General features: G+C 30.8%; 21 protein-coding genes and 1 other annotated feature. Of the genes, 12 read left to right on the top strand and 9 right to left on the bottom strand.

Going from position 1 to position 22,616, the window contains the following annotated elements; all coding sequences use genetic code 11:
- Window positions 1–7: 7 nt before the first annotated feature.
- The 3 genes from HYG85_RS00540 to hisC all read right to left on the bottom strand — a co-directional run bounded on the left by HYG85_RS00540 (window position 8) and on the right by hisC (window position 3,426).
- Window positions 8–1,102, bottom strand: coding sequence for a prephenate dehydrogenase (locus HYG85_RS00540; protein WP_212691855.1), 1,095 nt, complete (start codon window positions 1,100–1,102; stop codon window positions 8–10).
- On the bottom strand, window positions 1,102–2,115 hold the full coding sequence (gene aroF / locus HYG85_RS00535) for a 3-deoxy-7-phosphoheptulonate synthase (protein ID WP_212691854.1): 1,014 nt from the start codon (window positions 2,113–2,115) through the stop codon (window positions 1,102–1,104). The genes HYG85_RS00540 and aroF overlap by 1 nt, the downstream gene beginning before the upstream one ends.
- Window positions 2,116–2,343: 228 nt before the next feature.
- Complete coding sequence (hisC, locus tag HYG85_RS00530) at window positions 2,344–3,426, bottom strand: histidinol-phosphate transaminase (RefSeq protein WP_212691853.1); 1,083 nt, start codon at window positions 3,424–3,426, stop codon at window positions 2,344–2,346.
- Between the two features lie 757 nt (window positions 3,427–4,183).
- Between hisC and fusA the strand changes: the two genes are divergently transcribed.
- The 8 genes from fusA to leuS all read left to right on the top strand — a co-directional run bounded on the left by fusA (window position 4,184) and on the right by leuS (window position 13,621).
- Complete coding sequence (gene fusA, locus HYG85_RS00525; protein WP_212691852.1) at window positions 4,184–6,259, top strand: elongation factor G; 2,076 nt, start codon at window positions 4,184–4,186, stop codon at window positions 6,257–6,259.
- Window positions 6,234–7,154 carry a histidinol-phosphatase gene (locus HYG85_RS00520; protein ID WP_212691851.1) on the top strand — a complete coding sequence of 307 codons (921 nt, stop codon included), beginning with the start codon at window positions 6,234–6,236 and terminating at the stop codon, window positions 7,152–7,154. The genes fusA and HYG85_RS00520 overlap by 26 nt, the downstream gene beginning before the upstream one ends.
- Before the next feature lie 54 nt (window positions 7,155–7,208).
- On the top strand, window positions 7,209–7,661 hold the full coding sequence (locus HYG85_RS00515) for a hypothetical protein (RefSeq protein ID WP_212691850.1): 453 nt from the start codon (window positions 7,209–7,211) through the stop codon (window positions 7,659–7,661).
- Between the two features lie 25 nt (window positions 7,662–7,686).
- The gene (locus HYG85_RS00510) at window positions 7,687–8,244 is read left to right on the top strand and encodes a hypothetical protein (RefSeq protein WP_212691849.1); all 558 of its coding nucleotides are present in this window, start codon (window positions 7,687–7,689) and stop codon (window positions 8,242–8,244) included.
- A 185-nt stretch (window positions 8,245–8,429) separates the two neighbouring features.
- Window positions 8,430–8,954, top strand: coding sequence for a hypothetical protein (locus tag HYG85_RS00505; RefSeq protein ID WP_212691848.1), 525 nt, complete (start codon window positions 8,430–8,432; stop codon window positions 8,952–8,954).
- A gap of 34 nt (window positions 8,955–8,988) precedes the next feature.
- Window positions 8,989–9,774, top strand: coding sequence for a GNAT family N-acetyltransferase (locus HYG85_RS00500; RefSeq protein WP_212691847.1), 786 nt, complete (start codon window positions 8,989–8,991; stop codon window positions 9,772–9,774).
- Window positions 9,775–9,841: 67 nt separating this feature from the next.
- Window positions 9,842–10,810 carry a hypothetical protein gene (locus HYG85_RS00495; protein ID WP_212691846.1) on the top strand — a complete coding sequence of 323 codons (969 nt, stop codon included), beginning with the start codon at window positions 9,842–9,844 and terminating at the stop codon, window positions 10,808–10,810.
- 99 nt (window positions 10,811–10,909) lie between these two features.
- Window positions 10,910–11,134, top strand: a binding site (T-box leader).
- A gap of 75 nt (window positions 11,135–11,209) precedes the next feature.
- A complete protein-coding gene (gene leuS / locus HYG85_RS00490; RefSeq protein ID WP_212691845.1) occupies window positions 11,210–13,621 on the top strand; it encodes a leucine--tRNA ligase in 2,412 nt (803 codons plus the stop codon).
- Window positions 13,622–13,994: 373 nt separating this feature from the next.
- Here the strand turns inward: leuS and HYG85_RS00485 are convergent, their stop codons facing one another.
- From HYG85_RS00485 to HYG85_RS00475, 3 genes are all read right to left on the bottom strand, one after another.
- Window positions 13,995–15,218 (bottom strand): IS256 family transposase, encoded by a 1,224-nt coding sequence (locus HYG85_RS00485; protein WP_212691844.1) that lies wholly within the window; start codon window positions 15,216–15,218, stop codon window positions 13,995–13,997.
- A 95-nt stretch (window positions 15,219–15,313) separates the two neighbouring features.
- Window positions 15,314–15,589 (bottom strand): hypothetical protein, encoded by a 276-nt coding sequence (locus HYG85_RS00480; RefSeq protein ID WP_113674700.1) that lies wholly within the window; start codon window positions 15,587–15,589, stop codon window positions 15,314–15,316.
- Window positions 15,590–15,667: 78 nt separating this feature from the next.
- The gene (locus tag HYG85_RS00475; protein ID WP_212691843.1) at window positions 15,668–16,108 is read right to left on the bottom strand and encodes a hypothetical protein; all 441 of its coding nucleotides are present in this window, start codon (window positions 16,106–16,108) and stop codon (window positions 15,668–15,670) included.
- Between the two features lie 207 nt (window positions 16,109–16,315).
- On the opposite strand from HYG85_RS00475, the gene HYG85_RS00470 reads away from it, so the two are divergent.
- A complete protein-coding gene (locus tag HYG85_RS00470) occupies window positions 16,316–16,816 on the top strand; it encodes a hypothetical protein (RefSeq protein ID WP_212691842.1) in 501 nt (166 codons plus the stop codon).
- Between the two features lie 82 nt (window positions 16,817–16,898).
- Here the strand turns inward: HYG85_RS00470 and HYG85_RS00465 are convergent, their stop codons facing one another.
- On the bottom strand, window positions 16,899–17,087 hold the full coding sequence (locus HYG85_RS00465) for a hypothetical protein (RefSeq protein WP_113674703.1): 189 nt from the start codon (window positions 17,085–17,087) through the stop codon (window positions 16,899–16,901).
- 478 nt (window positions 17,088–17,565) lie between these two features.
- Between HYG85_RS00465 and HYG85_RS00460 the strand changes: the two genes are divergently transcribed.
- On the top strand, window positions 17,566–18,498 hold the full coding sequence (locus HYG85_RS00460; RefSeq protein WP_212693669.1) for a S8 family peptidase: 933 nt from the start codon (window positions 17,566–17,568) through the stop codon (window positions 18,496–18,498).
- 100 nt (window positions 18,499–18,598) lie between these two features.
- Here HYG85_RS00460 and HYG85_RS00455 read toward each other — a convergent pair whose 3' ends face one another.
- Complete coding sequence (locus HYG85_RS00455; RefSeq protein WP_193774677.1) at window positions 18,599–18,742, bottom strand: hypothetical protein; 144 nt, start codon at window positions 18,740–18,742, stop codon at window positions 18,599–18,601.
- Between the two features lie 118 nt (window positions 18,743–18,860).
- On the bottom strand, window positions 18,861–19,058 hold the full coding sequence (locus HYG85_RS00450) for a hypothetical protein (RefSeq protein WP_113674704.1): 198 nt from the start codon (window positions 19,056–19,058) through the stop codon (window positions 18,861–18,863).
- Between the two features lie 335 nt (window positions 19,059–19,393).
- Here HYG85_RS00450 and HYG85_RS00445 point away from each other — a divergent pair, with 335 nt between their 5' ends.
- On the top strand, window positions 19,394–21,313 hold the full coding sequence (locus tag HYG85_RS00445) for an aconitate hydratase (RefSeq protein ID WP_212691841.1): 1,920 nt from the start codon (window positions 19,394–19,396) through the stop codon (window positions 21,311–21,313).
- A gap of 38 nt (window positions 21,314–21,351) precedes the next feature.
- Complete coding sequence (locus HYG85_RS00440) at window positions 21,352–22,494, top strand: isocitrate/isopropylmalate family dehydrogenase (protein ID WP_212691840.1); 1,143 nt, start codon at window positions 21,352–21,354, stop codon at window positions 22,492–22,494.
- Window positions 22,495–22,616 lie beyond the last annotated feature (122 nt).

Below are 22,616 nucleotides of genomic sequence, written 5' to 3'. Positions count from 1 at the left end.
TTGTATTTTAGACATAAACTCTATAATTCATGCCAACCAGTATTTCTATACTTCTGTTTTGACTGTCCAAGTCATAAAAAACTATTTCCAATACACCTTCTTGGTGCTCTCTATTATTATTAATTCCTATATTCTTGATATTTATGTTGTTATTACTTAATAAAGTTGCTATTTCTGCTATAATACCAGGTTTGTCTATTACATCCACTGTAATTTTATATGATTTCATGATAAAACCTGTATTCTTATCTGAAAATGTATTTCTAAAATCTCTGGATGAAGAGAAAAATGAGTATATATTTTCATTGTTGCATTTAGCAATACTTTCTTTTATTAGTGAAAGTTCTTGCTGGAATCTATCTATAACTTTAGTTATTTGCTTATTATTGGTTGAACATATTTGCTCCCACATATCTGGAGAGGAAGATGCTATTCTAGTTATATCTTTGAATCCTCCTGCCGCTAGTGTATGCATATGTTTATCAGGGGTATCTAGTTCAGATACCAGATTGACAAGTGTAGAAGCAATGATATGTGGTACATGGCTGATTGTAGCTGTAATAAAATCATGTTTTGAAGGTTCTATTACTATAGGTAATGCACCAATATCAGTAATAATTGTCTGTAACAGGTCTATTTTGTCCTCTGATGCAGCAGGTAGGGGAGTCAATATATAATAGGCATTTTCAAAAAGATGACTATCAGCAGCTGTTATCCCGCTTTTTTCAGATCCAGCCATAGGGTGACCACCAATAAAACGATTATCACAGTTCATGCTTATTGCAGCATCAATTATTTTTTCTTTTGTACTTCCAACATCTGTTATAATACAATCTTTATTTATTATTGGTAACAGTTTGTTCAAAGCTTCTATATTATTTTCCACAGGTGCACATAAAAAGATAATTTGACAATCCTGAAAATTATTATCTATAACAGTAGTATAATCGTCAATAATCTTTTCATTCAAAGCTGTTTCAAGTGAAGTAGTATCAATGTCAAAAGCAATTATTTTACATGTTTTATATTGAACTTTGATAGCTTTAGCTAAAGAACCACCTATTAATCCAAGTCCGATAAAGCCAATCTTATCTAGATTCATTACAAAGTCTTCCCAACAAGATTAGAGAAAGGTTTTAACTCATTGCATAATAATTCAAATTCATCAGGTGGCAATGATTGAGGACCGTCGGATAAAGCCACAGCAGGGTTAGGGTGTACTTCAACCATAATACCATCTGCACCTACAGCAACTGAGGCCTTGGATAGAGGATTAACATAAGCTCTTTTACCAGTAGCATGACAAGGGTCTACTATTATTGGTAAGTGGCTTTTATGTTTTATAATAGGTATAGCACTAATGTCTAGCGTGTTTCTTGTAGCTGTCTCAAATGTTCTGATACCTCTTTCACATAAAACGACATTTTTATTTCCTTCACTCATTATATATTCAGCAGCATTCAACCATTCATCTATAGTTGCAGATAAACCTCTTTTCAAAAGAACAGGGGTATTGGTTTTTCCGATTTCTTTCAGTAAGTAGAAATTCTGCATATTCCTTGCACCTATTTGGAACATATCAACATATTTATAAGCAGTTTCAACAGATTTTAGACTGGTGACCTCACATACAATTGGAAGCCCTGTTTCTTCACGAGCTTTTGCCATATATTTTAATCCTTCTTCTTCTAATCCTTGGAATGAGTAAGGGGATGTACGAGGTTTGTAAGCACCTCCTCTAAGAATTGATGCACCAGATTTTTTAATCGCATGAGCAGTTTCGATGATTTGTTTCTCATTTTCAATAGCACAAGGTCCAGCCATAATTACAAATTTGTTACCGCCTATTTCAACATCTCTTACCTTGATGATGGAAGAGTTCATGTTGAATTTTTTATTTGCCAGTTTATAGGATTCAGTAACAGGGACAATCTTTTCAACGCCGCCCATTAATTCAATATTACATTTGGATAATTTGGATTTATCACCAACAACACCTATTATGGTTATTTGATCTCCTGTTGATAGATGTGTTTTAAGTCCATGGTCTTCAACTAAGTTTATTACGTTTTTTATATCTTGTTCAATAACATTTGGTTTCATTACAATAATCATTGTTATACCTCCTTTAATATGTATATGATATAGTATTAAATAAAACAGACTCTGTTTAGCAGTAAGCCAAGAAGGCATAGTATAGACCCTTTTACAATATTTAAGGGTCTGCATAGCTAAACAGAGTCTATAATGATAGTCGAAAGCTAATCAATAATATACTATAAGACAGCCCTTTAATATTTATAGTATACCATAATCAGCTATAAACTAAAATAAATATTAGGGTTAAATCAATTGTTCTACTGCTTCAAAGAATGTATCCATTTCTTCTTTTGTACCTAAGGTTACACGTTGATATGTATCCATTCCAAAGAAGAAACCAGGTCTTACAATAACGCCTTTTTTCTGTAGCTCTACAAATAAATCCATACTTGGTTTTTTGAAATCAATCATTAGGAAGTTACCATGACCTTCAATATAATCGATTCCCAATTCATCAAGTTTTTTATAAGTATATTCTTTAACAGCCTTATTAGCTTCAAAAGTATTCTTAACGAATTCTTCATCAGAAAGAGCAGCCAAAGCACCTTCTTGAGCACCAGTAGTTACATTGAATGGTCCACGTACTCTATTAATATAATCTATAATTTGTGGATGAGCTATTCCATAGCCAACACGTAAAGATGCTAAACCATACATTTTAGAGAAGGTTCTTAGTATGATTAAGTTATCGTATTCTTTTAATAGAGGTAATGACTCTGGATAGTTATCATCGTAGACATATTCATAATATGCTTCATCAAGTACTATTAGAATATTACTTGGTATTTTTTTGATGAATTCTAATTGTTCCTTTTCAGTTATAATTGTACCTGTAGGGTTATTAGGATTAGCTATGAAAATAACCTTAGTACGATCTGTCACTTTATCAACGATTCCATCCAGATCATAAGTATGGTTGATTAGAGGTACTTCTATTAATTTACCCCCCATAGTTTTTACTGATGCACTATATTGAGCAAAACTAGGTGTACATGTTATAGCTTCATCTGATGGACCGATAAAAGTACGACCTATTATAGATAAAAGTTCATCTGATCCAGCACCAAAAACAAGCTGATTAGTCTCTACATTCATTTTTTCTGCTATAGCATTTCTTAATTTTGTACAGTTGCCATCAGGATATAGTGATGGTGTTTTTAATGTTTCAATGATTGCTTCTTTCGCTTTTTCTGAACAACCATATGGGTTTTCATTAGAAGCAAGTTTAGTAACTTTGTCAAGATTAAATTCTTTTTTTACATCGTCTATTGGCTTGCCTGGTACGTAAGCTCTTAGAGATTCAACTTCTTTTCTACAATTAACCATTTTAATATTCTCCTTCACAATTATATTTCAATTAATATATGTAGCCTATATACTACGTTACTAATTAGATACATACATTCTATCATATATATTATATTTGTGTTGATAAACTATATATTTTTTTGATTATACCATTAAATAAACTTAATTATTAAAGTTAATTCCTTAACATATTAATAAGATTAATCCACTGGAGGGGAATAACCGTTTATAAATATAGAAAATACTAAATGTATTTTATTTACATATTTACACATAATATACAGGACAGGTTTTAGTAATAATATAGTTTTATATATTTTACGCTTAATAGCTTTTTATGTCAACACTTTAAAGCCGCAAAGTGAAATAAAATTTATTTTAAAAATTCGGGTTTTATATAAGCTTTTTTAGATATTATATATAGTCCTTGATGTAATTAATTAAAAATTATTTTATTATAGAACTATATTCCTATATTAAGCTTAATATACTTAATAGTTAATTTAATTAAGTTTCGGATTGATGAAATATGCACATAAACTTTTATAAGGTGAACTGTAAAAAATGTTGTGCAAAATTAATAAAATAAATAAATGTTTTTTGAAATTATTGAAGGAAATCAATGATTATAGTAGAATATTAAATATATCACATATTTAGTGTTATAAGTTCAATAATTTAATAACAACTTTATTTTTTTAATAAAAGATTGAAAAAATATTACGTTGTATTTACTAATTTTGTAAAAAATATTCCAATGATTGGGGGAAAATCCATGAAAATCTACTCATCTGAACAAATTCGTAACGTTGCACTCTTAGGTCATGGTGGTAGTGGTAAGACAACTTTAGCAGAAGCTATGGCAAACGTTGCAGGAATAACTAAGAGACAAGGAAAGATTGAAGAAGGGAATACAATAAGTGATTTCGACAAAGAAGAAATTAGAAGAGGTTTTTCAATTAACACGTCCAGTATTCCTATCGAATGGCAAGATTGCAAGATTAACTTACTAGATACACCAGGATATTTTGATTTTATGGGAGAAGCAAAAGAGGCTACAAGAGTTGCTGATAGTGCAATTATTATTGTATCCGGAAAATCAGGTGTTGAAGTAGGAACTGAAAAAGCTTGGGAATATGCAGAAGAGATGGAAATACCTAAAATGGTATTTGTTACTGATATGGATGACGATCAAGCAAGTCTTAAAAATGTTCTAGACCAATTAAAAGATATTTTTGGAAAAAGTATTGCTCCTTTCCAAGTTCCAATCAAAGAAGGAGAACACTTTGTTGGTTTTGTCAATGTAGTTAAGATGCAAGGAAGAAAATTTATTAAAGACCATGTAGAACAATGTGATATACCAGAAGGAATGGCTAGCGAATTAGAACCAGTAAGAGAAATGATTCTCGAAGCAGTTGCAGAGAGTGATGAAGAGTTGATGGAGAAATACTTTGAGGGTGAGGAGTTTACACTTGAAGAGATTCAATCAGCACTTCATAATGGAGTTATAGAAGGAACTATTGTTCCTGTACTATGTGGTTCAGGTATTTTAAATACAGGAGTCCAAGTATTGCTAAATTCCATAGTTAAATATCTGCCAGCTCCAAAAGAAGAGCATACAGTAGTTAAGGGACTGAATCCTGATACAGAAGAAGAGATTGAAGTTACATGTGATAAAGATGAGCCAATGAGTGCCTTGGTATTTAAGACAATTGTAGACCCATATATTGGAAGATTATCATTATTTAGAGTTTACTCTGGAATTTTAAAAGCTGATTCCAGTTATTTGAATGTTAACAAAGAGGATAGTGAAAGAATTTCACATATCTATGTTTTAAGAGGTAAAGAACAGATTGAAGTTAAAGAGATCAGAGCTGGTGATATCGGGGCTGTTGCCAAGTTATCCAATACTAGCACAGGAGATACATTATGTGATAAGAAAAGACCTGTTAAATTAAAAGGTATAGCTTTCCCTGAATCTCTTGCATGTAGAGCTGTATTTCCAAAAACAAAAGGTGATGAGGAAAAAATCTCGTCTGGTCTTCATAAGTTAATGGAAGAAGACCCAACAATCAAAGTTGTTTTGGATTCTGAAAACCATCAAGAATTATTATATGGTATTGGTGGTCAACATTTGGATGTTATAACTAGCAAATTAGAGGCTAAGTTTAAAGTAGGTGTGGATCTTAAAAAACCTAAAGTGCCTTATAGAGAAACAATCAAGAAAAAGGTTAAAGTTCAAGGTAAACATAAGAAACAATCTGGTGGTCATGGACAATATGGTGATGTTCATATTGAATTTGAACCTTCAGGCGATAGGGAAACACCTTATATATTTGAAGAAAAAATATTTGGAGGATCAGTTCCAAAGAATTATTTCCCAGCAGTTGATAAAGGCTTACAAGAATCAGTTCATCATGGTGTGATTGCTGGCTATCCAGTTGTAGGAGTAAAAGCTACATTGGTAGATGGTTCTTATCATCCAGTAGATTCATCAGAAATGGCATTCAAGATTGCTACAACACAAGCGTTTAAAAAAGGAATGGTAGAAGCAACACCAATTTTGTTAGAGCCAATTGTAAGTGTTAAAGTAATTGTGCCAGATGCTTATATGGGAGATATTATTGGAGACCTTAATAAAAGAAGAGGTCGTGTGTTAGGTATGAACCCTGCAAAAGGTAAACAAGAAATTATCGCAGAGGTTCCACAATCAGAAATGTATGGATATTCAACAGACCTTCGTTCTATGACACAGAGTAGAGGATTATTTACTCAGAAATTCGAGCGTTATGATGAAGCTCCTATGGATGTTCAAGAGAAAGTAATTGAAGCTAAGAAAAACGAAGAATAAAAGGAAAAATGGCTGTCCATTATATGGATGGCCTTTTTTAAGTTGGTATGTTAATATTAAAAAGAGAAAATGGGGGAGTGATATGATAGATGCACATGTACATATAGAACGTGGACCTTATACAAAGGAATGGATTATGGAATTTATATCATATGCTGAAAAGCGAGATATTGATAGATTATATCTGCTAGAACACTCTCATCGTTTTAGTGATTTTGTAAATATTTACGATTCTATATTAGAGAATAAAGATTGTGGTGAATATCAACGAGAATGGTTGTCTAGAAAGTCAGAATTAAGATTATCTGATTATAAAGATTTCATTAATGAAATGAGAAAATATAAATTTCCAATAGAAATTAGTTTTGGACTTGAAATATGCTATTTCCCTGAAAAAGAAGAGGAAATAAAAGAATGTGTTTCTAATTTTGATTGGGATTTTTTAACAGGTTCAATTCATTGGATTGATGGCTGGGGGTTTGATCACCCTAAAACAAAAGATAGTTGGAATGAACGTGATATAGATAACGTCTATAAGAGATATTATGAGTTAATGATACAATTAGTACAATCTAATATATTTGATATTCTAGCACATCCTGATTCCATCAAATGTTTTGGACATTATCCGTCTTCAGATTTCACTAATATCTATGAATCATTAGCAACAGCACTAAAAGAGAGTGAAATGAAAGCGGAGTTTAGTAATGGACTATATATCAATTATGGACATAAAGAGTTAGGGCTGAATACTGATTTGTTGAAGATTTTACTTGATAATAATGTGCAGATAGTTACTGCTTCAGATGCTCATAGACCAGAAGATGTAGGAAAGTACATCATGGAAGCTAGGGAGTTAATATATAAACTAATTTTAAATAGAAGTACAACCTAATTAAGATAGTGTATTGAAATTAAAATTATATAATCGGAAATGGTAAGGTGAATTATGAAAAAGATTGTTAAAATTATAATAGTACTTAATCTGATTTTTATAATATTAGTTATAATTGGAAATATAATGATAGATAATAAAAAGGTTAAAAAGATTGGAATTATATCTGTTTGGTCAGATTTTGAGAATAAACAATATGCTAAAAAAGAAGAAATAATAGTGGATGATAAAAAAACTATTAGAAAAATACTTGATTTGATAAGGTCGGGAAATATTAATAAAAATATTTGCCTAGATAGGTTACCTGCTGAATACGAGTTGAAAATATATTATAATAAATATGTTATTGATGGTTATTATTGGTATAATGAACCCAATTATAATTTGCATTTAGATAATACTGATGGAGAAATATCAATTAATGGAGAAGAGATGGATAAACTCATACTTAGTATTACAGGAGAAAGAAACAGAGAAAAGATAGTAAGTCCCTATGGAAATCAATAATCAAAATTAATATGGAGTGAGAATAATGCATAAAAACGTTATACTAAGAAGAATAATTATAGGGTTATTAATAGCTGTATTATTTATTATAGCAAGTATTTCTGTGTATTCAATGCATAGGAACAAATGTATGCAAAAAAATGATCTATTAGTTTCTTTTGAATCTTTAACACCAATTGAAGAAGAAAACTATACTTTAGGAGATGTAGCATATAAAGATTGCGTATATAGTGAGAAAATAGGTAGAGTGATATTTAGCTTTTATAAAGATGGTAGTAAAAGAATGGTAGTAAAGGATAGCAAGAATGGATATATAAGAGAATACATAGGTAATGTACTGTTGAACGAATTTGATTACAGAAAAGAAGATTTTTTTGCTGAAATAAAATCCTATTTAAATCCTAGAGTATGGTTTGGGGGTTGTAGAAATATTGTCACAGAATTCAATCAAAAACAAGTACGTAGTGAGCAAGAATGCATAACCATTAATGAATTGATAGAAAAAGGAGAAATAGATCTTATTAAACAAAATAAAAAGAATAAAATAGTGATTAGTAATAGTGGGAAATACTATGTGAATTAATTTTGATATAATCAAGAAGCTTCAAAATAGCTATAATTGAATTAATTTGATAATAAAATATAAACTAATAGTATAAATTTATATTAATTATGATATTGATATTGCTAATTTATTAGATATAATAGTTATAAGGAACTAAAAAATAATTTTATAGTAATACTAATAAATGGAGGGAGTATCTACAAATGAGGAAATTAGGTAAATTATTAATTAGGGTTTTATCACTGTATTATTTTATTAAGGCTATTATCCTATTCAAAGAAGTCGTTATTTTCTGTGTACCTGGGATAAAAGGAGCTAATAGTGCTTTGCAGACTTTAGGAGTAAACACTTTAGCATATTTTATAATTAATTTCATTGTAATCTTAGGAATAGCTGTCTTATTATGGATTTATACAGACAAGATTGTTTCAGCTATCATAGGAAATGATAGTGATGACAGCTTAAATATCAATGTAGAGTATAGGGAGTTATTAAGTATTGTATTATTAGTTTTAGGAATTATAATTATAATAAAAACATTACCAGCTTTCTTAGCTCAAATACCATATTATTTTTCTAGTAATTTTCAAGAGTATGATTTTAATATTAGATTGATAAGGTTCTTTGAGATATTTGGTCCAGTGTTAAAATTAGCAATCGGTATTTATTTGATTGTTAAAAACAGAAGATATAAAAATAAGCAAAATAATAATAAGTTGATTGATTAGTATAATCAACACTTTTAGTAAGGAGAAATAAAATATGAAATCATTAATCAGTAAGGGAAAAACATACAAATACAATTGCTTTGAATATGTTGATGAAGAAGATTTGGAGAATTCATTAATATATAAAGAAAATAATGAGTGTTTAATAGCATATAAAGTTTTGATAGATAAAATTCAGTTGTACTGGGCATGTAATTCTAGAGATAATATTATAAAAGAACTTAACAATTTCATAACCGAAATGAAAGGAAATAAAATATATGTAGAGTTTATACCAGAAGATTTTATAGAAGTGATGAATACAATAGGATTTAATATAGAAAGTGAATTTATAGATTTATGGTATAAGGATTTAACTAAATACATATGTAATAGCAGTACTAGTGTAGAGATAAGAGAATTAAAAGAATCCGAAACACAAAAAGCTAGTTTACTCACTAAGTCTTGCAAAGGATTATCTAGAGGTTTTAATGGAGAAGATGAAGAAATAATAAAAGAGTGGTATCAAACAGAAAACTCCAAAATATTCGTTGTAGAAAAAGATGATGAAATCATTGGGGTTGCATTAGTGAATCTGTATGGATTTGATAGTGAAAAAGGAACTGTGGTATGGATTAGATTATTGGCGGTAGACCCTAAGTATCAACATCAAGGTATAGGTAAATCTATGTTGAATTATTGCATTGAATGGGGTATAGAAAAGGGTGCTGTAAGGAGCTTTATAGCAACTGATGTGGAAAATTATAACGCTCTAAAATTATATGAAGGTATAGGATATGAAAGAAACGAGGGCAGAGGACAAATAAATATGGAAAACTAGTATTGTCATGATAAATCTATTTCCATAATTTGTTACTTAGTTAATTTCAATAAAGAGGGAGAGAAAAATGAAATATAGGAGAGTATTAAGTGTATCTATAGTATTAATGATATTATTAGTAATCAATACAGGATGCAATAATCAAAAACAAGTAAATGAGGGACAAACTGTAATTAATAATAATGAGAATCAGAAAACACAGAAAAAAATGATTGATGATCTTAAACAGCAGGTAGTAAAGTTTGAAGAAGAAAATAAAAAACTTAATGAACAAATTGATGCCATAGATAATGATAGTGTTAATCAGGATAAAGCTGAAAATAAAGATGGAGACCTCATATACAGGGAAGATAAATATCAAGATATTGTAGGGGTAAAATCTTATGAAAGTGATTGTTCATTAATGATGTTCCCATATTCTGATTCAGAAATCATTGGAACTAGTCCTAAAGAGGTCAGGGTTATATCAACTGGAACAAATAATTTAGATGAAAAATGGGCTCTTGTTGAAGATTTAGGTTCTATCACATGGAATAGATATGGTTATATTAAAATAGAAGGTTTATCTGACCAAGTAGAAGGTAAATTTGACTATGATTCTCTTGATGTAGAGATGAAAATTGGAGATATAAAAATCGGTGATATGAAAGAAAAAGTCATTTCACAATATGGAACTGATTATGCTGTCATAAAAGATGGTAATGGCTTTTTAATTGCCTATAATGATGAAGAAGGAAATGGTTTGGACATCACTTTGGACAGTAGACTATCAAGAGTAATGGGTGTAAGGACGAATAAAGAAGGATACCTTACTCAAGATGGTTTTGGTGTAGGGGATAATGCTCTAAAGGTTTGTAATCATTATAAAGCTATATATAAATATGATTTTACAGAAGCTTTATATTTTGACCTTGGTAATATGTACATGATGATGATTCAAATTGATACTGAAGAACTTAATGAGGCTAGTAAGATTACAAAAATTGATATTTTTCCAGATTGGAATGGAATATTCAATACAGATAATCAAGAATAATATTGTAATAAATGACTTATGGTAAAATTGATTTTCTTTCTATATTATGTCTTGATTTTCACCATTCAATATGTTATGATACGGTTAATTATATAATTATAATATACGATGAAGAGGATTAGTAGATATTTTATTGATTATAGAGAGCTGTTGGATGGTGTAAAACAGTATCAATATATATTGAACTCGCCTTGGAGTATCCTATCTGAAAATAAGTAAGTTAGGACGGTTACTTATCGTTACAAAGACAAAGGGTATTTCATAAGAATGTTAATACTTATGAGATAAAGTAGAGTGGTACCGCGAGAATATATCGTCTCTATGCATAATTGCATAGAGATTTTTTAATCTAAAAATGAAGTATTCTTGTTATGAGAGGTAATAAAGGAGGAAAAAGAAATGAGCGCTGTTTATAATCATAAACAAATAGAAACAAAATGGCGTAATATCTGGAAAGATAATCCAATCAATAAAGATGAAGAAGGCAAAGAAAAATATTATTGCCTAGACATGTTCCCATATCCATCAGGTAGTGGATTACATGTAGGACACTGGAGAGGTTATGTACTTAGTGATGTTTGGAGTAGATACAAAGTACTTCAAAATTATTATGTACTTCATCCAATGGGTTGGGATGCATTCGGTCTTCCAGCTGAAAACTATGCCATAAAGATGGGAATTCATCCATCAAAGGCTACAGCTACCAATGTAGAGAATTTCAAGAGACAATTAAAAGAAATCAGTGCAATCTATGATTGGACTAAAGAAGTTAATACAACAGACCCAAAATATTATAAATGGACTCAATGGATATTTGTAAAAATGTTCAAAGAAGGTTTAGCTTATGAAAAGCAAATGCCAATAAACTGGTGTCCAGACTGTAAAACAGGTCTTGCCAATGAAGAAGTAGTAAATGGTACTTGCGAAAGATGTGGTGCTGAAGTTACTAAGAAAAATCTACGTCAATGGATGCTTAAGATAACTGCATACGCTGAGAGATTACTTGATGACTTACAAAAGCTTGAATGGCCTGCTAAAGTTATCAAAATGCAAAGTGATTGGATTGGTAAATCCTACGGAGCAGAAATTGACTTTAAAGTTAATGGTATAGATGAGAGAATCAAGGTATTTACTACTAGACCTGATACATTATATGGTTCTACATTCATGGTTCTTGCTCCTGAACATGAAATGGTTAGTAAATTAGCTACTGAGGAACAAAAAGAAGAAGTAGAAAAATATGTGTTCAATACTTCTATGAAATCATCAGTTGATAGATTACAGGACAAAGAAAAAACTGGCGTATTTACTGGAAGTTATGCTGTTAATCCATTAAATGGTGCCAAGATTCCTATTTGGATTTCAGATTATGTATTGGCTGATTATGGTACAGGAGCGATAATGTGTGTTCCTGCACATGATGATAGAGACTTTGCTTTTGCTAAGAAATTTGATTTACCTATAATTCAAGTTATTGCAGAAGATGGAAAAGAGATAGAAGATCTACAAGAAGCTTATATTGGCGAAGGTGAAATGATTAATTCTGATGTATTCAATGGAATGAAATCATCCCAGTCAAAAGAAGCTATAGCTAATTATCTAGAAGAACATGAGATAGGTAAGAAAACAGTTAATTATAAATTAAGAGACTGGGTATTCTCAAGACAAAGATATTGGGGAGAACCAATCCCAATTATACATTGTGAAAAATGTGGAGCTGTTCCAGTTCCAGAGGATCAATTACCAGTAACTCTTCCTAATGTTGAATCATATGAGCCAACAGGAACTGGCGAATCACCACTTGCTGCAATAGACGAATGGGTTAATACTACTTGTCCAGTATGTGGCGGAAAAGCAAAAAGAGAAACTAATACAATGCCACAATGGGCAGGTTCATCATGGTATTTCTTAAGATACATTGATGTTAATAATGATAATGAATTAGTTTCTAAAGAAAAAGCAAAAGAATGGTTACCAGTTGATATGTATGTTGGTGGAATAGAGCATGCGGTACTTCACTTGTTATATGCAAGATTCTATACTAAATTCTTATATGATATAGGTGTAGTTGATTTTGAAGAACCATTCAAACGTCTTTTCAACCAAGGTATGATATGTAAAAATGGTGCTAAGATGAGTAAATCCAAAGGTAATGTAGTTTCACCAGATGATCTTGTAGAAAAATATGGTTGTGACTCATTAAGATTGTATGAACTATTTGTTGGACCACCAGAACTTGATTCTGAGTGGGATGATAGAGGAATTGATGGAGTTTATCGTTATATTAACAAAGTATGGAACTTGGTTAATGATAACAAGGATAGAGATGTAAAAGTTACTGGTGAGTTAGAAAAAGTCAGAAATCAATTGATTTATGAAGTAACTAATCGTCTTGATAGTTTCCACCTTAATACTGTAGTTAGTGCTTTTATGGAATATACTAATAAATTAGTTAGTATATCTAAAAAAGATGGTGGAGTAGATAAAGAAACATTAGAAAATCTAATAATCCTACTTGCTCCTTTTGTACCTCATATATCAGAAGAATTGTGGCAAATGCTTGGTCATGAGGAAAGTGTATTCACTAAAGGATGGCCAACATACGATGAAGACAAAATGAAAGACGACCAAGTTGAAATGCCAGTCCAAGTAAATGGAAAGGTAAGAGCTACAATCACTATTGATGTTGATGAAGCAAAAGACAGTGTACTTGAAAAAGCTAGAAATGCTATAGAAAGCAAGCTTGATGGTAAGAACATCGTTAAAGAAATCTATGTACCTAAAAAGATTATTAATATAGTAGTTAAATAATATAAAATCCATATATCCTATTAACCATTAATTATGGTAGGATATATGGATTTATTGGTAGTGTCACACTAAGTGTGTAAAAATCCATCCTAGCTATGTACGGCTGGGGTGGTTATTTTTATATTTATTAATAATATTCCCATAATTTAGCTGTATTATGACAATACTATAATAGTATCATTTTTGGGGTGCAAAATCTCTAGAATTAACACTGTTTAGTGAACGTTTTTACATGCTAAACTCTTTATATGATGGGAAATTAATATATTCTGTTTCATTTTTGGGTCCCATCAGCACTTACTAAATGCATGTAAAATTTACGAAGTAAAGGTGGAGATTTATACTACCTTTACTTCGTAAAAGTGAACGGTAGTTAGCCAATATAAGGTGTTATACGTTCATTATATAAAATGGTTAATTGATTGAGTATTTTATCCCAACCTCGATACCTTTGTGTCCATTTTTTGGTAGCTTTATCTGTAGCTAAAAAAAGCATTTTTTGTAAGGATGTATCTGTTGGAAAAATACATTTGCTCTTTGTTACTTTACGATATTGCCTATTAAGATTTTCAATAACATTTGTTGTATACATAATACGCCTGATGTCATCTGGGAATTTAAAAAATGGACACAATACATCCCAATTTTTTCTCCAACTCGTTAACGCATGAGGATATTTAGCTCCCCATTTATCTTCTAATTCATCAAGCTTTAATAAAGCTAAATCTTCTGATGAAGCACGATAAACCTCTTTGAAATCTCTTGTAAATTCTTTGTAATCTTTATAGGATACAAACTTGAATGAATTTCTTAATTGATGTATGATACAACGCTGTATTTCTGCTCGTGGATAAACTGTTTGGATAGCTTCTTTCATACCAGAAAGCCCATCTACAGAGAAGATAAGGACATCTTTAACTCCTCGTGAAGATAATTGATTAAGAATGTTTAACCAGAATTTAGAGCTCTCGTTTTCACCTATCCAGATACCTAATACATCCTTCATACCATCTAGGTTAACACCAATGATCACATAAGCTGCTCGATTGATAACGCGTCCTTCGGTTCTTACTTTAAAGTGAATTGCATCCATAAAAACAAAAGGGTATATAGGTTCTAAGGGTCTTCCTTGCCATTCTTTAATTGTTGGTATTAGCTTATCCGTTATTCTACTTACCATATCTGCCGAAACATTTATTCCATAGAGTTCATTCATTTGTTCATGAATATCTCTTGTGGACATACCACGAGCATAGAGACTTATGATTTGTTTCTCAATATCTGAAATATCTTTTTTCCGTTTAGGAACAATCTTAGGTTCAAAATCAGCATTTCGGTCTCTAGGCACATCAATATCTATTTCACCTAGAGAAGAACGAACTTTCTTTTGAGAATAACCATTTCGATAGTTGGATTTAGGTTGGTCATGATCGTAACGTTCGTAGCCTAGAGTTTCATCCATCTCGTTTTCAAGCATTTCTTGAATAACATCCCTAAACATATTTTTTAGAGCACCCATAATATCTTGTGGAGTTTTGATATCATTGTTTTCAATTATTGATTGTGCTTGTTCTTTAGTAATAAGATTATTTGCCATAATAAAATCTCCTTCCTGGCATTTTTATTTAGATTTTAGCCAGGTTGGAGATATTTTACACACTTTTTAGGACATTCTCGATTTATTTTTGATATTTACATCATTTCCATCATTGTTACAACCATATCCAGTTTATTTCTATCAGTAGGAGATAAATTACTTTTCATGGAGTCGATAATCAGTGAGGATTCCTGTTTTGTGAATTGTAACCCTTTTTGTTTCATTTTTACTCCATAACTAAATAAGACCCTAACCTTTTGTTCCATAGGTTTTCCAGTCATATCATTAAGCATGTCAACCATTATTTTTAGTTTTTGTGGACTTATATCTTTGAAAGCTTCGTCATTTAAGATGTGAGAACTATCGCTCATATAATACACCCTTTCTATCAATAAAATTATTTATAATATATTAAAAGATAATATGTTAATTAACTTATGTATATTGACCTATTCCTGCATTAAATGCTTTAATTTTTTTATTAATTCCTCTTGATTAAGATTTTCATTAGTTTCATTAGGAACTTTGTCATTAACATTGTTGAAATTATTAATTTCAGGCTGGTGGGAAGGTTTATCGTTCATGGAAGTCATCATTGATTGTATGTTTTTGATATTCAACATAATGTCAATAATTTGTTTGTTTTTATCTGAGCACCTTGAACGTAGAGCATATAGCATATCTCTTTTGGTTATATTTGGCCTATTCAATTCTTGGATTTCATTGATTGCAGGGTTATTATATAATTTTACAGTTTTCATTAATTCTATGAATTTAATAAGTACTGCCAAATTCCTTTGATTTTCTAAGCTCATGTAGGGTATGGCAGCTTTCACAACATTCATCTCATTACTATTCACAATAGTATCAATCTCTGTGTTGGAATCCAAATCTCTTTGCCTCCTAAATCTATTATCTATAATATTGTATGTGAGTTATAGTTATTAATTTACAATAACTTTAAATTAATGTTTTAAAATTGCTAATACAGCAATCATCTAATTAGACTTATATAGATTAACTTATATATAAAATGTTACCATTAAATATGATATTACATATATTAAATTAAGGAAGTATAGGAGAACTTTAGTTAAATGGATAATTATGAGAATAATAATTCAATAAGTATTTATAATCAAACCTATATAGAAGATTATATTAATAGCATAAAACAAGCGATTAAAGAAATCACTAGAGAGCAATTAGTCAATAACCTTTCTCTTACAATAAATGAATGCAAAGAAAAATCTAAGGAAAATAATAAAAACAGCTTACAATTGCTTGAAGCCATAAAACCATTCATGGATGATAAAGCAATTGAAAACATAGATAGATTATCGACGGTATTTAATGATATTGATGCTCTGAGAATGTTATTAAACAGTTTCATAAGTAATAGCCATAAACATAAAGAAAATATTATACCAGATAATAAGGAAAAAAAAATATTGGATCAACAAGGGGATCTGATTTTTGAAGATAATACAGTATATGAGATAGATAAAGAATGCAAGCCTACAATAAAATCCCAGAGTACATTAAAAGGTAATAAAAGTAGTGTTGTTGCTTTATTTTTGTATATGCTGAGCAAATAATAGTTCAGGATAAAGAAACAAGTGGTAAGAGAGTAACTCATACCACTTGTTTCTTTATCTTGTTCTCTTTTGCTGATAAGTACTATAATCCGCCATCGTTGCATAACATAAGCATAAGGATTATTAATAACATACTATTGTCTCCTAGGCCTCCCATACCGCCAGAGCCACATCCACAACCATTATTGCCAGACATCATAAGGAATAACATAAGTAACATCATATTATTGTTGCTTCCACCTAAATAACCGTTAGGAGCTACATCACTCATAAGTTGCCTCCATATATACTTTCTTAATATTTTATGTCAAAAGGCTTGTTTTCTATGAATGATTTAAGGAAAGTTAATAAATAAATCATATAGTCAGCCAGTTAAGAATAAAATATATTAATCCAAATTAGGTAGGTATAATATGAAAAAATTAGGAATATTTCTTTTGCCTTTTATATTCAGACAAGGATTAAAAAGAAAAGAAGATAATGCTGATAAAAACATTGAAATAAAGAAATCCAATAATAACGATATAAAAGTTGATGATGATACTTTACAAGATAAAAAGGTTCAAGTCATTGTTAATTGTAGTCTAAATGAAAAAAATGAAAATGAATTAAGGAAGTTAGGGACAGTTAAGTACAAACTTCCAATGATAGATTCATATGTATTAGAGCTGCCTGAAAAATATGTAGGTGAGTTAAAGGGAATACAAGGTGTTGAAACAGTTGAGAATGATGCTCAAATTACAGCACAGATGGATATAGCAAGACAAACAATAAATACCATATGGGCAGATGATAGAGGTGTATCAGGTAAAGGTATAGGTATAGCAGTTGTTGATACTGGTGTATACCCTCACAATGACTTGGTTAAAAAAAAGAATAAAATAGTGGGGTTCAAAGATTTTGTAGGAAAAAAAGAATTTCCATACGATGATAATGGACATGGAACACATGTGGCTGGAATCATTTGTGGAGATGGTTATGAGAGTAATGGCAAATATAAGGGTGTGGCTGTAGAGAGCAATATCATTGGGGTAAAAGTATTGAATAAAAAAGGTTCTGGTAATATATCTGATGTTTTAGCTGGTATCCAATGGATTCTAGATAACAAAAAAAGATTTAATATAAGAATAGTCAATTTATCAGTAGGTATGAAAGATATAGAAGGAGAAAAGTCAGCGTTGGTAAGAGGTGTGAATGCTGCTTGGGACAGTGGATTGATTGTTGTTACGGCTGCTGGTAATAATGGACCAGAAGAAGGGACAATTACTACACCTGGAATAAGTCGAAAAGTTATTACTGTAGGTTCTTCAGATGATGCAGAAACTGTAAAGATAATGGAAGATCTAATCTCCGACTATTCTGGAAGGGGTCCTACAAAAGAATGTATAAAAAAACCTGATGTAGTAGCTCCAGGTTCTAATATAATAGCATGTAGTACAGATAAGGCTTATTCACCAAAAGATAAATATTATCCAACCAAGGATATAGGATACACTAAGAAAAGTGGTACTTCAATGGCAACACCTATGGTAAGTGGATGCATAGCTCTACTATTGTCTAAGTATCCCGAACTTACAGGTAAGGACATAAAACTAAGATTAAAAGAATCTACTATAGATCTAGGATTTTCTCAAGCTCATCAGGGATGGGGACTCATTGACGTAAAAAAATTATTGGAATAGGGCTTAAGGGAAGCGACTATGTCGCATTTCTATAAAAAAAGCCCTAAATGAATTTATTCATTTAGGACAAGATTTCTTTCTATGAAGAGGACAAATTGGGTTAGTAATTACCACCCATTCCGCCACCCATAAGCATAAGCATTAACATGTAAAGCATCATATTATTATCCATATATGAGCCTTTTCCACCATCATTTAGCATTGATAAAAGTAATAACATCATCATCATATTATTATTTTGCATAGTAGCCCTCCTTTCAGAATTAAACTTTTCTTACAATTTCCTCAGTTTGTCGTAAGTATAATATATTTTATGAAGGAGTATTTAAATGTGTGTTTGTATACATTTTATTGCAGGGCTACTAATTTAGAAATATTTCCATTAGACTAGTTAAAATGTTGTTATCAAGTATTGATTTATCATTGTCCATGATAAGCAATACTAAAATAAGCAAGAATATATCATTTATATCATCTTTATTCTTATTATTAATATTAGATTTTAAGAATCCATTTGGAATATCGTTTAAAGAATAGTAAGTATTAATACTTTCTATCATATAAATTTTCCTTTCTAACGATAGTATCTATAACAATTAATCTTTATTATCTATTAAATAGTTATGAAATAAATTAACAGTATATTCATTTATATAATATTTTATTAGAAATATCTACCAAAAAAATATATCAATAAGTCAGATTAGGACTAAAGTATTAATAGAAGTTGCTTACAGCCTATGAAACTATTGACATTCTACGTACAATCGTATACAATAATACCATAATTGAATATATATAAAATTTTTTGCATATATAGTAAAAAGTTTGTTAAGAAGATCATTCTTACTTTTGTAGATTAATCTACTTAAAAAATAGATAAGGAGGAAATACAATGGGTTTAAATTTAACACAAAAGATTATAAAAGATCATTTACTTGAAGGTGAAATGATTCCAGGTAGTGAAATCGGTATTAAAATAGATCAAACCTTAACTCAAGATTCTACAGGTACAATGGCTTATTTGCAATTGGAAGCAATGGAAATTGATAAAGTAAAGACTAAGAGATCAGTTGCTTATATTGATCATAATATGTTGCAACAAGGATTTGAGAATGCTGATGATCATAAGTACATACAAACTGTAGCTCATAAACATGGAGTATATTTTTCAAGACCAGGAAATGGTATATGTCACCAAGTACATTTAGAAAGATTTGGTGTGCCAGGTGAAACTTTATTAGGTTCAGATAGCCATACACCAACTGGTGGAGGAATCGGTATGCTTGCTATTGGTGCAGGTGGTCTTGATGTAGCGGTTGCTATGGGAGGCGGTACATACTATATTACAATGCCAAAAGTAGTTAATGTTAAATTAACAGGAAAGCTTAAACCATTTGTTACTGCAAAGGATATTATTCTTGAAGTATTAAGAGTCATGACTGTTAAAGGTGGAGTTGGCAAAGTGATCGAATATACTGGAGAAGGAGTTAGTACTCTTAGCGTTCCAGAAAGAGCAACTATAACTAATATGGGTGCTGAACTTGGGGCTACTACTTCAGTATTCCAAAGTGATGATGTAACTCTATCATTCTTAAAAGCTCAAGATAGAGAAGAACTATGGAAAGAATTAAAAGCTGATGAAGATGCTGCTTATGATGAGACTATAAATATCAATTTAGATGAACTAGAACCTCTTGTAGCAATGCCTCATAGTCCAGATAACGTAGAAAAAATATCCAATATCAAGGATTTAAAAGTTAATCAAGTATGTATCGGAAGCTGTACCAACAGTTCATATCTTGATATGATGAAAGTATCTAAGATATTAAAAGGTAAAACAGTTCATCCAGATGTAAGCTTGGTTATTGCACCAGGTTCAAAACAAGTACTTAATATGTTGGCTGCCAACGGTGCATTAGCTGATATGATAGCTGCAGGAGCAAGAATATTAGAATCAGGATGTGGACCTTGTATAGGTATGGGTCAGGCTCCAGCAACAGACGCGGTTACACTTAGAACTTTCAACAGAAACTTTAAAGGACGTTGTGGAACAGTTTCAGCAGGAGCTTATTTACTTAGTCCAGAGGCTGCAGCGGTTAGTGCATTATCTGGAGAATTGACAGATCCAACTACTTGTACTACTGATATAAATGTTGCTATGCCAGATAAATTCTATATTAATGACAATATGGTAGTACCACCTGCAGAGGATGGCAGTAAAGTAGAAGTTGTAAAAGGACCGAATATCAAACCATTCCCACTTAATGAAGAACTTAAGGATGATGTTGAAGGAAAAGTTTTGATTATTGTAGAAGACAATATAACAACAGACCATATTATGCCTTCTAATGCTAAGTTATTGCCATTTAGATCTAATATACCTCACTTGGCTAACTATTGTTTGACACCATGTGACGAAGAGTTTCCTAAGAGAGCAAAAGCTAATGGTGGAGGAATGATTGTTGGTGGAGACAACTATGGACAAGGATCCAGTAGAGAACATGCTGCACTAGTTCCATTGTATCTAGGTATAAAAGCAGTTCTAGCTAAGAGTTTTGCAAGAATTCACAAAGCTAACCTAATCAATTCAGGTATTTTACCACTTACATTTATTAATATGGCAGATTATGATACTATCAGTCTTGATGATGATTTATCAATGGATAATGTACTAGAGAGCGTAAAGACAGGAAAAGTAATTGTTCATAATAAGACTAAAAAACTTGATTATGAAATGAATATAGAACTATCAGATAAAGAATTAAAAATGATTATTGCTGGCGGTAAAATCAATTTTATTAAAAATATGTAAGATAAACGACATTTTATTAAGAAAGGGATGGAATAGGCATGGATTATATGAATAAATTTGAAGAACTTATCAAAGAACAAAAAGCTAGGGTCAAAATGATGAAGGAACAAGGGGATTTTGTCAATTATGATGAATTAGATACTATAGTAATTGGTGTAGTTGGAGGAGATGGAATAGGTCCAGCTATAACTGATCAAGCACATAGATTATTAGAGTATTTATTAGCAGATGAAATCAAGAGTAAGAAAGTGACTTTTAAAATTATCGATGGATTAACAATCGAAAATAGAGCAAAAGCTAATAAAGCTATACCAGATGATGTTCTAGAAGAACTAAAACAATGTCATGTAATACTAAAAGGACCAACAACTACACCAAGAAAAGGTGACGAATGGCCAAATATCGAAAGTGCTAATGTTGCAATGAGAAAAGAACTTGATCTATTCGCTAATGTTCGTCCTGTTAAAGTTCCTGATAAAGGAATCGATTGGACTTTCTTCAGAGAAAACACAGAAGGTGCATATGTTCTTGGTAGCAAGGGTATTAATATTGATGAAGATATTGCTATAGATTTCAAGGTTATCACTACTGGTGGAGCAGAACGTATTGCAAGAGCAGCATTTGAATTCGCTAAGAAAAATGGTAAAAACAAAGTTACAGTAGTAACAAAAGCCAATGTTGTAAAAACTACAGATGGTAAGTTCTTGGAAATCTGTAAAGAAATAGGTGAAGAATACGAAGGTATTGAAGTTGATGACTGGTATATTGATATCATGACTGCTAAACTAGTAGATGAAAAAAGAAGAACACAATTCCAAGTAATGATTCTTCCTAATCTATATGGAGATATTTTAACTGATGAAGCAGCTGAATTCCAAGGTGGAGTTGGTACAGCTGGAAGTTCAAATATCGGTAAGAAATATGCTATGTTTGAAGCTATTCATGGTTCTGCACCTAGAATGGTAGACGAAGGTAGAGATATCTATGCTGATCCTTCAAGTATTATTAGAGCTGCGGGTATGTTATTAAATCATATTGGTTATACAAGTAAGGCAGATAAACTATATAAAGCTCTTGAAATCTGTAATACAGAGAAAAAATATGTTATAACAGGAAGAGATACTGGAGCGACAAATGAAGAATTTACAAATTATTTAATGAAAACAATTGAAAAATTATAGATTATGTGTATAATATATATGTTGCATAGGAATTTTTATTTATACTTTACATAAGGTTAATATTGTAATATTATTTAAAAGAGAATTAGTGTAATATATATAGCATGCACAATTAATATTTG

The sequence above is a fragment of the Vallitalea guaymasensis genome (assembly GCF_018141425.1).
Taxonomy (GTDB): domain Bacteria; phylum Bacillota; class Clostridia; order Lachnospirales; family Vallitaleaceae; genus Vallitalea; species Vallitalea guaymasensis.
Note: the sequence above shows the minus strand (reverse complement) of the source record. Positions and strands in the feature narration are given on the sequence as shown.